Here is a 15,226-nt window from a genome sequence, read left to right as displayed (position 1 = left end):
CAGGCCTATGGCCCCGGCGTCGCGGACATGAAGGGTGGACTGGTGGCGAGTTGCTTCGCGCTGCGCGCGCTGAAGCGCGCCGGCGAGCTGCCGTTTCCGGTACGGGTGCTCTACACCGGCGACGAAGAGATCGGTTCCGGCACGGCCCGCCCGCACCTGGAAGCGGCGGCCCGCGGCGCCCGGGCCGTGCTCAACTGCGAGCCCGGGCGGGTCAGTGGCAACGTGGTCAAGGCGCGCAAGGGCGGCGCCACCCTGGCCATCAGCGTGAGCGGTCGTGCCGCCCATGCTGGCGTCAGCCACGCCGAGGGCGCCAGTGCCATCCAGGCCCTGGCGCTCAAGGTGGCCAAGCTGCACGCCCTGACCGACTACGAGCGCGGTATCACCACCAACGTCGGCCTCATCGAGGGTGGCACCTCCAGTAATACCGTCGCGCCCAGCGCCACCGCGCGCCTGGACGTGCGCTTCGTCGCCCTGGCCGACTGGCCCGCGCTGCAGGCGCGCATCGAGGCCATCGTCGCCGAGGTGGAGGTGCCGGGGACATCCGCCCGCGTCGAGCCCACCTGCCTGTTCCTGCCGATGGAAGCGCACCTGAGCCACGACCTGCTGGCACTCTACCAGCGCGAGGCCCAGGACCTCGGCTTCAGCGTCGAGGGCGAATTCACCGGCGGTTGCGCCGACTCCGGCTTTACCGCCAGCCTGGGCGTGCCCACCCTCTGTGGCCTGGGCCCCGTGGGCGGCAAGGTACACACCGACGCCGAATTCCTGCTGCTCGATACCCTGGTTCCACGCACCCAGGCGCTGGTGGCGACCATCCTGGCCCTGGCCGTAAAGGCCTGACCCTCTTGCCGATTTCCGAAACAGGGGCGACTCCTGGTCGGGGAGGGCCTCGATTGGCAGCTTTGGATCTTCGAACTATCGACCCTTAGCTGCCCTTGGTTCGGGGCAGCAATCGGCCAGGATCTGACATTCCCGATGAAGGCCTGCCCGTCGATGACAAGGGCGGTCGGGCAGCCATTCGTCAGCGAGACAAAAGGCCCTTCCTTGACAGCCAGGTTGTCTGGGCAAATACTCGCGGCAAGATTCATATAGATGACTAGATAACAAGGTGAATAAAGTCTATGAATTCTTTATCCAGTGATGCCCGACTGCCGCTGTACCAGCGCCTGCGTGACCAATTGGCTGAGCAGATCGCCAATAATCGCTGGCGTCCGGGGGAGGCGATCCCTACCGAAGCGGCGCTGTCTGCGGAATATCAGCTGTCCACCGGCACGGTGCGCAAGGCGATTGATGCCTTGGTCAGTGAGGGCATTCTGGAGCGTCAGCAAGGGCGCGGGACGTTCATTCGACGGGCGCAGTTTCAATCCTCCTTGTTCCGCTTCTTCCGATTCCAGACTGTTTCCGGTGAGCGCCAGGTTCCGGAGAGTCGCATCCTCTCGATCGAGCCCGTTGCCGCGCCTTCGGCCGTGGCGCAAGCGCTAGGCTTGCCCGCCGATGCGTTGGTCATTCGTATTGTCCGTGTGCGTCTGCTCGATGTTAAGCCGGTGCTCGCCGAAGAAATCTGGCTGCCCCGCCAGCGGTTTCAGGCGCTGCTGGAGATCGACCTCAGTCGCGAAGGGCCGCTGCTGTATCCGATCTACGAAGAAGTGTGCGGACAGGTTGTTGCATCGGCCGAAGAAACCCTGACCGCCGAATCGGTGAATGACGTGCATGCCCGCCTGCTCCAGGTACCGGTCAACAGTCCGGTGATCGTGATCGAGCGGTTGGCCCGCGATTACGCGGGTAGCCCGCTGGAGTGGCGTCGCTCGCGCGGCCACGCGGAGCATTTCCGCTACAGCGTGGATATTCGCTAACGCCGGTTTGCGTAGCCAAGCGTTCTGCGGCGGCTAGATCGCCGCCCGATTGCTGTTTGGTTGCCAACGTCGATCCTGTCGCGGCGGGTTGGCCGTCGGCTGTCTTGCGTAACACCTATAAGGATAAGACTCATGTTCAGCTGGTATCGCCACATCACTCCTCGTGAGCGCAAGACATTTTGGGCCTGCTTCGGCGGATGGTCGCTCGACGCCTTGGAAGTACAGATGTTCGGTCTGGCGATTCCGGCGCTGATCGCCGCTTTCGCGCTGACCAAGGGCGATGCCGGATTGATCAGCGGCGTTACCCTCGTCACCTCGGCACTCGGTGGCTGGGTGGGTGGGACGTTGTCTGACCGCTACGGCCGTGTGCGCACCTTGCAGTTGATGATTCTGTGGTTCTCGTTCTTCACCTTTCTCTCGGCTTTCGTCACGGGCTTCAATCAGCTGTTGGTGGTCAAGGCGCTGCAGGGTTTCGGACTTGGCGGGGAGTGGGCGGCCGGCGCGGTGCTGATGGCCGAGACGATCAATCCGCGCTATCGCGGCAAGGTCATGGGCACTGTACAAAGTGCCTGGGCGGTAGGTTGGGGCCTGGCGGTCGGGGTGTTCACGCTGATCTATACCGCTGTGCCGCAGGACATGGCCTGGCGGGTGATGTTCCTGGTCGGGTTGCTGCCGTCGTTCCTGATCATCTGGGTGCGTCGTAACGTCGAGGAGCCGGACAGCTTCCGGCGTCTGCAGGAAGACAACGCCATTCCGCAGAGTTTCTTCACGTCGCTCGCGGGCATTTTTCGCCCGGAACTGATACGCGTGACGCTGTTTGGCGGACTGCTGGGACTGGGCGCGCACGGTGGCTATCACGCGGTAATGACCTGGTTACCCACTTTCCTCAAGACCGAGCGCCATCTGTCGGTGCTGAACTCGGGCGGCTATCTGGCGGTGATCATCCTCGCCTTCTGGTGTGGTTGTGTGGCCAGCGGCTATTTGATCGATCGCATTGGCCGTCGTAGGAACATTGTGCTGTTTGCCCTGTGCTGCGTGGTCACGGTGCAGTGCTACGTATTTCTGCCGCTGACCAATACGCAGATGCTGTTCCTGGGATTCCCGCTGGGGTTCTTCGCCGCCGGTATTCCGGCCAGTCTGGGGGCGTTCTTCAACGAACTTTACCCGGCCGATGTACGCGGCGCCGGCGTTGGCTTTTGCTACAACTTCGGCCGGGTGCTGTCCGCTGTATTTCCATTCCTGGTCGGGCACATGAGTGATTCCATGTCGTTGGGTTCGGCGATCGGTATCGATGCCGGAATCGCCTACGGCGTAGGGGTGCTTGCCGCACTTTGCCTGCCTGAAACCCGGGGCAGGGACCTTGAAGCCAATGCCACCGCCGTTCCGGCCACTATCAACGGCAATCAGCGCGCTCGGGCGTGATGATCCCCACCTTCAGTAGATGAAACCCATGTCAGCTCCTCGCTCCAAGTCGATCACCGGCATTGACGCCCATGCCCATGTGTTCAGCCGTGATCTGCAGCTGATCGGCGCACGCCGCTACAGTCCCGAGTACGACGCCACGCTTGATCAGTACCTTGAGCATTTGCACACCCATGGTCTGAGTCACGGAGTACTGGTGCAACCAAGTTTCCTTGGCACCGACAACAGCTACCTGTTGGCGGCGTTGCAGCAAGCACCTCAGCAGTTGCGCGGTGTGGTCGTGCTGGAGCCAGGCATCAGTCGTTCCACCTTGAATGACATGGCGCAACTGGGCGTGGTCGGCGTGCGCCTGAACCTGATCGGCAAGACGTTACCTGATTTTCGTGACAGCGCCTGGCAAGGGTTTTTCAGCGATATCGCCGATCTCGACTGGCATGTCGAGCTGCATCGGGAAGTCAGGGATCTGCCGGGCTTGATCCGGCAATTGACGCCCTTCGGCGTGAAAGTGGTGATCGATCACCTGGGGCGGCCGGACGCGAATGCGGGTCTCGATCAGCCCGGGTTCGGCGAGTTGCTCGAGGCCGGATCGAAAGGCTCGATCTGGATCAAGGTATCGGGAGTCTATCGTCTGGGAGGTACGCCACAACAGAACATTGATTTCGCTCGAAGGGCATTCCCGTTGCTGGAAAAAAGCGTTGGCCTGCATCAGTTGGTGTGGGGCAGCGACTGGCCACATACGCAGCATGAGCAAAGCGTTGACTTCGCCACCGCCGTCGACCAGTTGCACGCCCTGGAGCTCTCCGCGCAAGCCAGCGCCGCGCTGCTGGTGCAGGCGCCTCGCAGGTTATTTGGTTTCTAGAAAGACGAACGCTGCAACCTAGCCGTTGCAGAGGCCATTCATCTCACCCTCTTACAAGAGTTTGGCACCAGCCCAACCGAGAACCTTTCATGACTCCCTTAGATATAGATCTGTTACTGACTGCATTGATCAGCGTCGTGGTGCTGGTAGTGCTGATCGTCTCGCGTCTCAAAATGCACCCGCTGCTGGCGTTGCTGGTAGTTTCCGTCGGCGTAGGCTTTGCAACCGGTATGGAGCCGGATCGCATCGTCTCCCAGCTGGTCACCGGCGCCGGCAAGACACTGGGGGCAGTGGGGGTGGTCATCGCGCTGGGGGCGATGCTCGGCAAGATACTTGCGGACGCCGGCGTCACCGAGCAGATTGCCGCGGTCATCCTCAAGCGCACATCGGATCGGATGATTCCGTGGGCGATGATGATGGTCGCGTTCGTGATTGGCATTCCGATGTTTTTCGAGGTCGGCCTGGTGATCATGCTACCGCTGATCTTCAGCGTGGCGCGCAAGCTGGAAAGTCAGGCGCGCTTCAAGGGGTCAGCCTATGTCTATGTGGGCGTTCCGGTGATCGCCGCACTGGCCGCCATGCACGGTATGGTCCCGCCGCACCCTGGCCCGTTGACGGCCATCGCCGCGCTGAAAACCTCGGTCGGGCCGACCATGCTCTATGGTTTCCTGGCGGCTATCCCGGCCATGATCCTGGGCGGCCCACTGTATGGCGCTTTCATTTCCCCGCGCATGAGCACTCGGCCCGATCAGGTGTTGCTGGATCAGTTCACCCTGGCTGAAAAAGCCGACGATAAACCAGGCCCTAGCGTATACCTTGGCGTGCTGGCAGCCTTGCTGCCGGCGATCCTGATGCTCATCCATGCCGTCGCCGAGATGGTATTGGCCAAGGACAATGCGCTGCTGAAAATGGCCGGTTTCCTCGGCAATCCGCTGATAGCGATGCTGCTGGGCGTGCTGTTCGCCGGGGCGAGTCTGGTACTCGCGCGCGGCGGCGATGCGGAGCACTTGCGCGAATCCCTGGGCAAGAGCCTCAAGCCAATCGCCTCGATCATCATGATCATCGCCGGCGGCGGTGCCTTTCAGCAGCTGCTGACCAGCGCCAAGGTGGGCGATGCGATTGTCCACCTGACTCAGCAGTCGGCGTTCCCTCCGCTGGTCCTCGGCTGGTTGATCGCCATGTTGCTTTCGGTCTCTACCGGTTCCGCCACGGTAGGTATCGTAGGGGCTGCCGGCTTGCTGGCGCCGCTCGCCGGTGCCGATCCCAGCCTCAACCTGCCGCTGCTGGCCTTGTCCATTGGCTGCGGCTCGCTGTTCTTCAACTACGCCAACCATGCAGGTTTCTGGATGGTGAAGGAATCCTTCGGCATGACGATGGGCGAAGCCACCAAGACTATTTCAGTGGTGCAATCGATCGTCGCCGTGGTCGGTTTGATCGTGGTGTTGCTGTTGAACGTGGTCGTGTAATGACCTGAGGCGGCGTCGAATCAGGACGCCGCCCTCGGTGAAATCCCTTATCTGAACGGGTGCCGCTCGGCACCCGTCCCTCCCTGGGCGCCACCCGCCTGTTCAGATAGGCAACAGCCCCTCGGTCTTGACTTCGTTCAGCACGAAAAAGGTGCGTACCTGGCGCACGCCGGGCAGGGCGATCAGCCGTTCGCTGTGCAGGCGATTGAAAGCGGCGATGTCCTTGACCCTGAGCTTGATGAAGTAGTCGACGTCGCCGGCCACCAGGTAACACTCCAGCACCGGGGGCAGGGCGCGGGCGGCCGCTTCGAAGGCCTCAAAGGAATCCGGGGTCGACCTGTCCAGCACCACGCCCACCAGTACCGCGGTTTCCCGTTGCACCGCCTTGGGGTCCACATGAGCCCTGACGCTGGTGATGACGCCGCTCTCGAACAGCTTGCGCGTGTGGTTCCAGCAGGCGCTCGGGCTCAGGGCCACCTGGCGGGCCAGCTCGGCATTGCTCAGCCGGCCGTCCTGCTGCAGGGCGCGCAGGATCTTGCGTTCTACCGGGGTCAGTTCCGCAGCTTCGCTCATCGAAAGATTCTCCTTGGAAAGTGGTTGTTGGAGGAACATCCACGCGGATTCTGGGAGTCAGTCAAAAGGAAAGCAGGTTTCGTACCGCTCATTCGAAAGCATCTTTTTCAGGGTTTTCCCTAGCATTGAAGGCGTTCTCTCACCACTGGAGTCGCTGCTATGTCCCTGGATCTCGAAAAGCGTTTTCCCCGCGTCAAGCTTGGTTATTTCCCATCGCCCCTGCACAAGCTGGAGCGCATGTCGAAGGACCTCGGTATCGAACTCTGGGCCAAGCGTGACGACGTCTCCTCCGGTCTCGCCTATGGCGGCAACAAGGTGCGCAAGTTGGAATGGCTGGCCGCCGATGCCCTGGCACAGGGCTGCGACACCCTGGTCTCCATCGGCAACATTCAGTCCAACCACACGCGCCAGGTCGCGGCCGTCGCCGCGGTGCTGGGCATGAAGTGCCGGCTGGTCCAGGAGGAGTGGATCAAGTGGGAAGACCCGGTCTACGACAAGGTCGGCAACATCCTGCTGTCCCGCCTGATGGGCGCCCAGACGCTGCTGGAAGGCGAGGGTTATTCCACCGCGGTGAAGGCCACCTGGGAGCGTGCTCTGGATGAGGTGCGGCGTGAGGGCGGCAAGCCCTACGCCATTCCCGCCGGCGCCTCGGACCATCCGCTGGGTGGCCTCGGCTATGCCCATTTCGCCGATGAACTGGCCGGCCAGGAGCGCGAGCAGGGCCTCTTCTTCGATACCGTGGTGACGGCCACCTGTACCGGTTCTACCCAGGGCGGCATGGTGGTGGGCTTTCGCGCCCAGGAGCGCGAGCGGCGCCTGATCGGCATCGACACGGCGGCGGACGCCGAGATGACCCGCGCCGCGGTGACCAAGATCGCGCGCAACACCGCCGAGATGATTGGCCTGGACAAGGAGATTCGTGACGAGGACGTCATCATCGAGCCGCGTTTCTGCGGACCGGACTACGGCCTGCCGGATGGTCCCACCGTCGAGGCCATCCGCTACACCGCGCAGATGGAAGGGATGCTCACCGACCCGGTCTACGAGGGCAAATCCATGGCCGGGCTGATCGCCATGGCGCGCAGTGGCGAGATCGCCAAGGGCAGCCGGGTACTCTATGTTCACCTCGGGGGTGCCCCGGCGCTCAACGCCTACCACAACGCCTTCGCCTGAACCCAGGCCACGATCGATCACCAGGAGGTCCCGCATGACGAGCCAATGCTGGACAGCGGTAGACGACCTCCGACCGGCCGTGGCGCTGGTCATCCTGCATGGCGATCTCGACCCCGCGGTGACGGCGGAATTGCGCAGCGGCTTGCCCGGCTGCAGCGACCTCCCGGTGCTGCAGCTGGAGGACGTCGGCGAGCTGCACGAGGAGTGGCTCACCCAGGGTACGCGGAGCCGTATCGTACGGCTGTTGTCCCGGCTGGGCGGGGACTGCCTGCTGCTGGCGGTCGAGCCGGCGGGCTCGAACGAGCTGGAATGGCTGGGATCGGTCGCCGGTCAACGGCTGCAACAGTTCACGAGCGGCACGCCCACGCGGGAGCTGATTGCCGGCCTGCAGCAGCTCAGACGCGAACGCCTGCTGGCGGTGTTGCCGCTTTGAGCGTGGCCGTCAGGCCAGCCGCTCGACCTGTTCGGCGATCAGCGCCCTGATCGCGCGCAGACAGCGCAACTCGCCGGCGAAGACCGCCCGCAACTCCGGTCGCGCGCCGGCCAGGGCCTGGTTTTCCCGCTCGGTCTGTTCCAGCAATTGCTGAGCCTGCAGGGGCAGGCGCTGGCGCAGGCGTTGCAATTGGGCAGCAGCCGGCGAGCGCTTGATACCCAGCGCTTCGGCTGCATCCAGCAGTCGCTCGCGGTCGATGGCCACCAGCCGGTTTTCACCCAGGATTGGCCAGGCGAGGGTGGTCGCGTCCGGCCAGCGCTGCTGATCGAAGGCGCGGCTCTCGTATACGGCCGTGCAGAGCAGGTCATAGCAGGGCGCGAGGGCCAGCCCACGGGTTGAGACCAGAAAGCCCAGATTCTTCAGATGGGCATCGGTATTGCCCACCAGCACGTTGAAGGCCAGCCAGTGGAACAGCCGCGTCCGGGTCACGGCGGGCGCCTCGCACAGCCGGGCCAGTTCGGCCAGGCGCTCCACGCTACCCGCCTGGTACTTGAAATGACGGTCCAGCCCCAGCACCTGGCAGGCGTCGATGCCATGGCGCCGCTGCCAGCCGCCCGGGGTACGGAGGCGGTCGAAGCGCTCGATCAGATAGACCGGCTCGGGCACGTAGCGGCGCTCGACGGCGGGAACCTTCAGCCCGGCCAGACCCGCCAGGCGCATGGTGAACCACTCGTTGATCACCGAGTGGGCGAAGGCCTCGTGGGGATGGTCCGGCTTGAGGATATGGGTGGAGGGCAGGGCGCCCACGGGTTCCTGCAGTCCCTGGCCATCGAGGATCACCGCCAACTTGTGCTGGGCGCCGGCCAGCGACATGCGCTTGTGCGCCTCGTGGGTCAGTGGCAGCTGCGGCATGGCCTGGATTCGCCGGGAGAGATCGGCATCGCTCAGGGGGCGGCGATCCCCCGGCGGCAGCTGCTGACCTTCGGCGAGCAGGGTCAGGGAGCCGGCGGATTCGGCGCCGTACCAACTCAGCAGGGCGAAGGCATCGGCGGCATCCAGGCGCGCATCCTGGGCGAGCAGTTGCCGCTGGCCTTCCTCGGGCAGCAGATTGTCGAAGTACCACTGCACCGGTCGCTGCGAACTGCCATCGATCAGCGGCTCGCGCTGCAAGGGCAATTGCGGACAGAGCCCGAAGGCCTGCCAATCGGATTCGTACCGGAACGACCAGATACCGTTCTCGTCAGCCAGCCGACCCACCAGCTGGTCGTCGATCCAGGCCAGGAGTTCACGCCTCATGGTGTCCGAGTATCCGGCTGGTCTGCCACTTCAGGGGGCAGATCCACAATCAGACGCACCCCCAGGCCTTCCAGTACCTGGAACAGCTTGCCCCACTGGACGGTTTCGCCACCGCGCTCGACCTTGCCGAGAAAGTTTTCACTGACGCCGAGACTGCCGGCGGCATCGTCCTGGCGCAGCGACTGGGCCTTGCGCGCCTGGCGGACGAGGGCGCCCAGGTCGGCGGCATTCTTGAGTATCAACTGCATGATTTATCCTCACGAGCGTGGGGATCAGGCTAACGCCAAAGGGAAAGGCAGCGCAATCCTCAAGACCGTGAGGATTTCAGTTGCTGATAACGCTGCTAATACGAAATCCTTTCGATCATGAGGATTTTAATCTTCTGCTAACGTCGCGCCCCCGGTTGCTGGGGTGCCAGAAAGGCGCTGTGGAAGTAGCTGCGAAAGGCCTGCATGGCCGGTGTCAGGGGGTGTTCGCGGTGCCAGGCCAGCCCCACGCTCATGGGCGTGATGGGCTCCACCAGGGTGCGCGTCTCCAGGCGCTTGCCCTCCAGCGACCAGGGGCGATAGACCAGGTCGGAGAGGATGGCCACGCCGCTGCCGTTAGCCACCATGCTGCGCACGGCCTCCACCGAGCTGGTCCGCAAGCGCACCTGGGGTTCAAGGCCTGCCTGGCGCCAGTAGCGCCTGGCACTCTGTTTCGCCTCGTCGACGGTCAGCAGCACATAGGGCTCCCGGGCGACATCGGCCAGGCTGACATTGGGTCGATCGCGCAGGGGGTGGCCACTGGGCAGCCAGAGACGGCGTTCGGAATTGAAGAGCGTCTCGGAGACGATGTCCTCGTGGGTCAGGTTGGCGGTCAGGACCACCGCCATGTCGATGCGCCTGTCCAGCAGCGCCTCCTCGATGGCCTGGCGCTCCTGTTCGTGCACCGCCACCGTCACCTCGGGATAGAGCTGCGCCAGGCGTTGCAGATGGTGCGGCAGGAAGTAGCCGATCACCGTATAGCTGGCGGCGATGCGCAACTCGCCGCTGGCGCGATGGTCGGGCAGGGCGCTGCTCAGGGCATCGTCGACCCCGCGCAGGATGCCGTAGGCATGGTTGAGGAAATGCCGGCCGGCATCGGTCAGCGCCATCCCTTGCGCCGAGCGGACGAACAGACTGGCGCCCAGCAGACCCTCCAGTTCCTGGATGACACTGGTCACCGCCGACTGGGAAATGTTCAGGTGGATGGCCGCCTGGGAGATCTGCCCCAGTTCGGCGGTCGCGGTGAAGTAGCGCAGCTGACGCAGGGTAAGGGCCATGACGACTGTCCTGAGGTATCGATTTTTCCGAACGCTAGACCTTGGATAATAAATCTTCCCAAGGGGGCAGGGCAGTCCTAAGGTCGAGGACACCGCACCACTGCCAGGGAATACCGCAATGATCGAGGTGGACTTCAATTCCGACATGGGCGAGGGCTTTGGCGCCTGGACGCTGGGCGATGGCGTGGATGACCAGCTGCTCGACCTGGTCAGCTCGGCCAATATCGCCACCGGCTTCCATGCCGGCGATCCCGCCCTCATGCAGCGCACCGTGCTGCAGGCCAAGGCGCGCCACGTGGCCATCGGCGCCCATCCGGGTTATCGCGATCTGGTGGGTTTCGGCCGCCGGCCCCTGCAGATGCCCGCCGAAGAACTGGTGGCCGATATCGTCTATCAGCTCGGCGCCCTGCGTGAATTCGCCCGATTGCATGGCCTGCGGCTGCAGCACCTCAAACCCCATGGCGCGCTGTTCATGCACCTGGCGCGGGACGAGGCGGCTGCGCGGCTGCTGGTGGAGACGCTGCAACGGCTCGAACCCGGGCTGCTGCTCTACTGCCTGCCCGATTCGGCCACCTGGCGCATCGGTCGCGAGCTGGGCCAGCCCCTGGTGCGCGAGTTCTATGCCGACCGGGACTATGACGCCAGCGGGTCCATCGTGCTGGTCCGGCGCATGGGCGCGCTGGATCCCCAGGCCGTGGCCGAACGGGTGCTCAGAGCCTGCCAGCAGGGCAGGGTCGCCACGGTGGAAGGGGGCGAGGTCGAGGTGGCCTTCGAATCCATCTGCCTGCACAGCGATACCCCCGGTGCGCTGGGCCTGGCCCAGGCCATCCGCCTGCGCCTGGACGCCGCCGGCATCGCCATCCGCGCCCCGGGCGCCGGCTAGTTTTCATGCGGACACCGGCGCCAAGACGCCGGGTCCTCCAGTCCTTCGCTACGCCTGCCTTTCCGACAACATTGCCTAGAAGAGGAATCGTCATGGCCGAACATTCGGTGCTCTCGCCCTTGCCCGGAACGTTCTATCGCAAACCCACGCCCGATGCGGCGCCCTATGTGGAGGTCGGGGAAACCGTCACCGCCGGCACGGTGATCGGCCTGGTCGAGGTGATGAAGCAATTCTCGGAGGTCCACGCCGAGGTGGACGGGACCCTGACGGCCTTCGCGGTGGAGGACGGTGACCCGGTCGAGCCGGGTCAGTTGCTGGCCACCCTGAGCGGAGCCGCCTCGTGAGTACGTCAGGGAGCGGCATCCGCCGTCTGCTGGTGGCCAATCGTGGCGAGATCGCCGTTCGTATCCTGCGCGCCGCCAAGGCGCTGGACATCGAGACGGTGCTGGCCTGCAGCGAGGCCGACCAGGATTCCCTGGCGGCGCGCCAGGCCGATGCCGTGGTGGTGATCGGCCCGGCGCGGGCGGATCGCAGCTACCTCAATATAGCGGCCCTGCTCCAGGCCTTGCATGACAGCGGCGCCGATGCGGTGCATCCCGGCTATGGCTTTCTGGCCGAGAACGCCGCCTTTGCCGATGCAGTGGAGGCGGCGGGTGCCGTCTTCGTCGGTCCTTCGGGTGACATCATCCTCCGCATGGGCGACAAGGCCGAGGCACGACGCACCGCGCAGGCGGCTGGTGTCCCGGTGGTCCCGGGCTCTGCCAGCGAACCGGCTGACATAGAGGCCGCCATAGCGGCAGCCGAGACGGTGGGCTATCCGTTGCTGATCAAGGCAGCGGCCGGGGGAGGAGGCCGGGGCATCCGCCTGGCCCGCGACGCCGCCGAGCTGGCGCGGGAATTTCCCATCGCCCAGCGCGAAGCCCAGACCGCCTTTGGCAGCGGCGCCCTCTATCTGGAGCGCTTCATCGAGCGCGCTCGTCATATAGAGGTGCAGATCCTTGGCGATGGCCAGCGCGCCGTGCATCTGTTCGAGCGCGAATGCTCGTTGCAGCGGCGCCGCCAGAAGCTCCTGGAAGAAGCGCCATCGCCGGTGCTGAACGCTGCCCAGCGCGAGACCCTCTGCGCCAGCGCGGTACGCCTGGCCGAACGCCTCGGCTATCGCGGCGCGGGGACCTTGGAATACCTGTTCGATGAAGCCCGCGGCGAATTCTTCTTCATCGAGATGAACACCCGCATCCAGGTCGAGCACCCGGTCTCCGAGATGGTCACCGGTATCGATCTGGTCCAGGCCATGCTGCGCATCGCCGGGGGTGAACCCCTGGGGCTGCGCCAGGAAGACATCCATCTGCAGGGCGCCGCCATCGAGCTGAGACTCAACGCCGAAGATCCGGCGCGCAACTTCTTTCCCAGCCCCGGGACGGTCGAGCAGCTCGCCTGGCCGCAGGGCCCGGGCATCCGGGTCGACAGTCATCTCTACGCGGGCTATCGGGTACCCCCTTATTACGACTCGCTGCTGGCCAAGCTCATCGCCCATGGCGCCGATCGCGGCGAGGCCCTGGCCCGTGCCCGCCAGGCGCTGGACGAATTGCGTCTGAGCGGCATGGCCACCACCGCCAGCCTGCATCGCCGTCTGCTGGACGAACCCTGGGTGATCGAAGCGCGCTTCGACACCGGTACTCTGGAACACTGGTTGGCCGAGGAGATTTCCGCATGACGACCGCGATCCGCTATAGCTTCGGCGGCGACGAGCACCTGTTCGTCGAATTGTCCGAAAGCATGTCCCTGGAGGCGTTTTTCCGTGGCCTGGCCATGACCCGTGCGGTGCAGGCGCTGCAATTGCCCGGTATCCACGACATCTGCCTGGCCAATGCCTCCTTCCAGATCCGTTTCGATCCCGATGTGCTGCCCCCCGACCGGCTCCTGGCAGCCGTCCAGGGCGTGGAAGACCAGGCGGTGGCCGAGCGTCAACTGGCCACGCGGCTGATCGAAATCCCGGTGCTCTACAACGATCCCTGGACCCACGAGACGCTGATGCGCTTTCGCGATCGCCACCAGGATCCGTCCGCCACCGATCTGGAATACGCTGCGCGCATCAACGGCCTGGCCGACGTCGAAGCCTTTATCGCCGCCCACAGCGGCGCGCCCTGGTTCGTGTCCATGGTGGGTTTCGTCGCCGGATTGCCGTTCATGTTCCAGATGGTGGAGTCCGAGCGGCAATTGCAGGTCCCCAAGTACCTGCGACCCCGCACCGACACACCCAGGCAGACCCTCGGCCACGGCGGCTGCTTCGGCTGCATCTATTCGGTACGGGGCGCCGGCGGCTACCAGATGTTCGGTGTGACGCCGGCGCCCATCTACGATCCGGCGCAGCGCCTCGATTACCTGCAGGAGCACATGGTGTTCTTCCGGCCCGGCGACATCGTCCGTTTCCGCGCCATCGACCGTGCCGAGTACGACCGGATGCTGGCCGAGGTAGAGGAGGGTAGCTTCACCCTGAATATCCGGCCGGTGGACTTTTCCCTGGACGCCTTCCTCGACGATCCCCGTGGCTATCCGCGCACCCTGATGGAGGAGTCGGCATGATCAAGGTACTCAAACCTGGCCTGGCCACCTCGATCCAGGACCTCGGTCGCGAAGGCTACTACCACCTGGGCATTCCGCCGTCGGGTGCCATGGACAGCTATGCCTTGCGCGCGGCCAATCTGCTGGTGGGCAACGCAGCCGGCGCCGCGGCCCTGGAATGCACCTTGCTCGGTCCGGAGCTGCTATTCGCCGAAGACGCCCTGGTCGCCCTGAGCGGCGCGCGCATGACGCCACGCCTGGACGGCGCCGAGATGCCGCTGGACGAAGCCTTCAGCGTGCGCGCCGGCCAGGTGCTCAAGTTCGATTACCTCAAGGCCGGTGCCCGTGGCTATCTGGCCGTGGCGGGCGGCTTCGATGTGCCCGAGGTGCTGGGCAGTCGCTCGACGTACACCCTGGGCGGCCTGGGCGGCTTCCAGGGTCGAAGGCTCGCCGCGGGTGACGAACTGGCTGTCGACACCCCGGCGACAGGCGCCAGGCCTGGCGTCCGGTTGCCAGGCGACCTGGTGCCGGCTTGCGGCGGCGAGGTGATCCTGCGGGTCGTGCCGGGTCTCTATCATCACCGCCTGACCGCGGACGCCGCCGAGGCGTTCTTCGCCGATACCTGGACGGTAGGCTCCGAAGCCGATCGCATCGGCTATAGATTCAAGGGCGGTCGGCCGCTGCAATTCACGCCGCGCGAACAACCCTTTGGCGCCGGCTCGGATCCGTCCAATATCGTCGACAGCTGTTATCCCATCGGCTCGATCCAGGTGCCGGCGGGCCTCGAACCCATCGTCCTGCACCGAGACGCGGTGTCTGGCGGCGGCTACGCCATGATCGGCACGGTCATCAGCAGTGACCTGGATCTGATCGGCCAGCTGCAGCCGAATCAGAAAGCCCGTTTCGTCGCCGTGACCCTGGAAGACGCGCTGGCCGCACGGCGTGTGTACCGGGAGCGCTTGCAGCGACTGGAGCAGGTCCTGGCGACCTGAGGGTCGCTGGACGTTGCGGCGATCGGTCTGGAGATCCTGAAGGCGTCGTTCGTAACGGACGCGTCTTCAGGGTCGTCACTGAACGAAATCCTGCTCGAAGCAGCACGTCTTGCAAAACATGCTGATCGGCAGCGCCAGGGTAGGGAAGCGAGAGTGGAGTCTGCTGGCTGGATTGGCGAGAACGTTAGACGCCGAATGGGATGGCAAAGGGCAGTTGTCAGCCCAGGCCCATATCAGATTTAACATAATATACATTATGCGAAGTTATGGTTATGGAGTGCTGCACCAGGGGTGTCTGCCTTTTCACGCTGGCGGCTTTCTCCAATTCGCCACGACCTCGTCAGTTTGCCTGACATTACGGCTCCAGGGATTCAGATCGCCGCTAGCCGCCCACCGGTACCGCAAATTCCGCAG

At 64.5% G+C, this 15,226-nt stretch carries 16 protein-coding genes; 12 read left to right on the top strand and 4 right to left on the bottom strand.

Annotated features, from left to right (window positions below):
• The 5 genes from GSQ95_RS04925 to GSQ95_RS04905 form a co-directional block, all read left to right on the top strand.
• Window positions 1-837, top strand: an 837-nt coding sequence (locus GSQ95_RS04925; RefSeq protein ID WP_158973751.1) for a M20/M25/M40 family metallo-hydrolase, incomplete at its 5' end; no start/stop codon positions are given.
• 281 nt (window positions 838-1,118) lie between these two features.
• Entirely contained in the window at window positions 1,119-1,850 is a 732-nt protein-coding gene (locus tag GSQ95_RS04920; RefSeq protein ID WP_133861704.1) for a GntR family transcriptional regulator, read from the top strand.
• 132 nt (window positions 1,851-1,982) lie between these two features.
• Entirely contained in the window at window positions 1,983-3,272 is a 1,290-nt protein-coding gene (locus GSQ95_RS04915; protein ID WP_158896791.1) for an MFS transporter, read from the top strand.
• A gap of 28 nt (window positions 3,273-3,300) precedes the next feature.
• Entirely contained in the window at window positions 3,301-4,131 is an 831-nt protein-coding gene (locus GSQ95_RS04910; protein WP_158896790.1) for an amidohydrolase, read from the top strand.
• Window positions 4,132-4,220: 89 nt separating this feature from the next.
• Entirely contained in the window at window positions 4,221-5,597 is a 1,377-nt protein-coding gene (locus GSQ95_RS04905) for a GntP family permease (RefSeq protein ID WP_158896789.1), read from the top strand.
• A 102-nt stretch (window positions 5,598-5,699) separates the two neighbouring features.
• Here GSQ95_RS04905 and GSQ95_RS04900 read toward each other — a convergent pair whose 3' ends face one another.
• On the bottom strand, window positions 5,700-6,170 hold the full coding sequence (locus GSQ95_RS04900) for an Lrp/AsnC family transcriptional regulator (protein ID WP_158896788.1): 471 nt from the start codon (window positions 6,168-6,170) through the stop codon (window positions 5,700-5,702).
• Window positions 6,171-6,329: 159 nt separating this feature from the next.
• On the opposite strand from GSQ95_RS04900, the gene GSQ95_RS04895 reads away from it, so the two are divergent.
• The gene (locus tag GSQ95_RS04895; protein WP_158896787.1) at window positions 6,330-7,343 is read left to right on the top strand and encodes a 1-aminocyclopropane-1-carboxylate deaminase; all 1,014 of its coding nucleotides are present in this window, start codon (window positions 6,330-6,332) and stop codon (window positions 7,341-7,343) included.
• A 34-nt stretch (window positions 7,344-7,377) separates the two neighbouring features.
• Complete coding sequence (locus GSQ95_RS04890) at window positions 7,378-7,776, top strand: hypothetical protein (protein WP_158896786.1); 399 nt, start codon at window positions 7,378-7,380, stop codon at window positions 7,774-7,776.
• 9 nt (window positions 7,777-7,785) lie between these two features.
• On the opposite strand, the gene GSQ95_RS04885 is transcribed toward GSQ95_RS04890, so the two are convergent.
• The 3 genes from GSQ95_RS04885 to GSQ95_RS04875 all read right to left on the bottom strand — a co-directional run bounded on the left by GSQ95_RS04885 (window position 7,786) and on the right by GSQ95_RS04875 (window position 10,375).
• On the bottom strand, window positions 7,786-9,072 hold the full coding sequence (locus GSQ95_RS04885; RefSeq protein ID WP_158896785.1) for a HipA domain-containing protein: 1,287 nt from the start codon (window positions 9,070-9,072) through the stop codon (window positions 7,786-7,788).
• Window positions 9,069-9,320: a helix-turn-helix domain-containing protein gene (locus GSQ95_RS04880; RefSeq protein ID WP_158896784.1), complete on the bottom strand. Its 252-nt coding sequence runs from the start codon at window positions 9,318-9,320 to the stop codon at window positions 9,069-9,071. The genes GSQ95_RS04885 and GSQ95_RS04880 overlap by 4 nt, the downstream gene beginning before the upstream one ends.
• A 137-nt stretch (window positions 9,321-9,457) precedes the next feature.
• On the bottom strand, window positions 9,458-10,375 hold the full coding sequence (locus GSQ95_RS04875; RefSeq protein WP_158896783.1) for a LysR family transcriptional regulator: 918 nt from the start codon (window positions 10,373-10,375) through the stop codon (window positions 9,458-9,460).
• A gap of 118 nt (window positions 10,376-10,493) precedes the next feature.
• Between GSQ95_RS04875 and GSQ95_RS04870 the strand changes: the two genes are divergently transcribed.
• The 5 genes from GSQ95_RS04870 to GSQ95_RS04850 all read left to right on the top strand — a co-directional run bounded on the left by GSQ95_RS04870 (window position 10,494) and on the right by GSQ95_RS04850 (window position 14,812).
• Entirely contained in the window at window positions 10,494-11,258 is a 765-nt protein-coding gene (locus GSQ95_RS04870) for a 5-oxoprolinase subunit PxpA (RefSeq protein WP_158896782.1), read from the top strand.
• A gap of 92 nt (window positions 11,259-11,350) precedes the next feature.
• A complete protein-coding gene (locus tag GSQ95_RS04865) occupies window positions 11,351-11,602 on the top strand; it encodes an acetyl-CoA carboxylase (protein WP_158896781.1) in 252 nt (83 codons plus the stop codon).
• Window positions 11,603-11,619: 17 nt separating this feature from the next.
• Window positions 11,620-12,972: an acetyl-CoA carboxylase biotin carboxylase subunit gene (locus tag GSQ95_RS04860; protein ID WP_178118489.1), complete on the top strand. Its 1,353-nt coding sequence runs from the start codon at window positions 11,620-11,622 to the stop codon at window positions 12,970-12,972.
• Complete coding sequence (locus tag GSQ95_RS04855; protein ID WP_158896779.1) at window positions 12,969-13,841, top strand: allophanate hydrolase subunit 1; 873 nt, start codon at window positions 12,969-12,971, stop codon at window positions 13,839-13,841. Before GSQ95_RS04860 ends, GSQ95_RS04855 begins: the two co-directional genes overlap by 4 nt.
• The gene (locus GSQ95_RS04850) at window positions 13,838-14,812 is read left to right on the top strand and encodes a biotin-dependent carboxyltransferase family protein (protein WP_158896778.1); all 975 of its coding nucleotides are present in this window, start codon (window positions 13,838-13,840) and stop codon (window positions 14,810-14,812) included. The genes GSQ95_RS04855 and GSQ95_RS04850 overlap by 4 nt, the downstream gene beginning before the upstream one ends.
• The last annotated feature ends 414 nt before the right edge of the window (window positions 14,813-15,226 follow it).

It is taken from the genome of Pseudomonas sp. BAV 4579 (genome assembly GCF_009765395.1).
In the GTDB taxonomy this organism is placed as follows: Bacteria; Pseudomonadota; Gammaproteobacteria; order Pseudomonadales; family Pseudomonadaceae; genus Chryseomonas; species Chryseomonas aestiva.
Note: the sequence above shows the minus strand (reverse complement) of the source record. Positions and strands in the feature narration are given on the sequence as shown.

Excerpts from the sequence above, each read along its gene's own strand:
- GSQ95_RS04880 (WP_158896784.1), bottom strand. The coding sequence starts at position 9,320 with ATGCAGTTGATACTCAAGAATGCCGCCGACCTGGGCGCCCTCGTCCGC.
- GSQ95_RS04850 (WP_158896778.1), top strand. The coding sequence starts at position 13,838 with ATGATCAAGGTACTCAAACCTGGCCTGGCCACCTCGATCCAGGACCTC.
- GSQ95_RS04895 (WP_158896787.1), top strand. The coding sequence starts at position 6,330 with ATGTCCCTGGATCTCGAAAAGCGTTTTCCCCGCGTCAAGCTTGGTTAT.
- GSQ95_RS04855 (WP_158896779.1), top strand. The coding sequence starts at position 12,969 with ATGACGACCGCGATCCGCTATAGCTTCGGCGGCGACGAGCACCTGTTC.
- GSQ95_RS04900 (WP_158896788.1), bottom strand. The coding sequence starts at position 6,170 with ATGAGCGAAGCTGCGGAACTGACCCCGGTAGAACGCAAGATCCTGCGC.
- GSQ95_RS04920 (WP_133861704.1), top strand. The coding sequence starts at position 1,119 with ATGAATTCTTTATCCAGTGATGCCCGACTGCCGCTGTACCAGCGCCTG.
- GSQ95_RS04910 (WP_158896790.1), top strand. The coding sequence starts at position 3,301 with ATGTCAGCTCCTCGCTCCAAGTCGATCACCGGCATTGACGCCCATGCC.
- GSQ95_RS04875 (WP_158896783.1), bottom strand. The coding sequence starts at position 10,375 with ATGGCCCTTACCCTGCGTCAGCTGCGCTACTTCACCGCGACCGCCGAA.
- GSQ95_RS04915 (WP_158896791.1), top strand. The coding sequence starts at position 1,983 with ATGTTCAGCTGGTATCGCCACATCACTCCTCGTGAGCGCAAGACATTT.
- GSQ95_RS04890 (WP_158896786.1), top strand. The coding sequence starts at position 7,378 with ATGACGAGCCAATGCTGGACAGCGGTAGACGACCTCCGACCGGCCGTG.
- GSQ95_RS04865 (WP_158896781.1), top strand. The coding sequence starts at position 11,351 with ATGGCCGAACATTCGGTGCTCTCGCCCTTGCCCGGAACGTTCTATCGC.
- GSQ95_RS04905 (WP_158896789.1), top strand. The coding sequence starts at position 4,221 with ATGACTCCCTTAGATATAGATCTGTTACTGACTGCATTGATCAGCGTC.
- GSQ95_RS04885 (WP_158896785.1), bottom strand. The coding sequence starts at position 9,072 with ATGAGGCGTGAACTCCTGGCCTGGATCGACGACCAGCTGGTGGGTCGG.
- GSQ95_RS04870 (WP_158896782.1), top strand. The coding sequence starts at position 10,494 with ATGATCGAGGTGGACTTCAATTCCGACATGGGCGAGGGCTTTGGCGCC.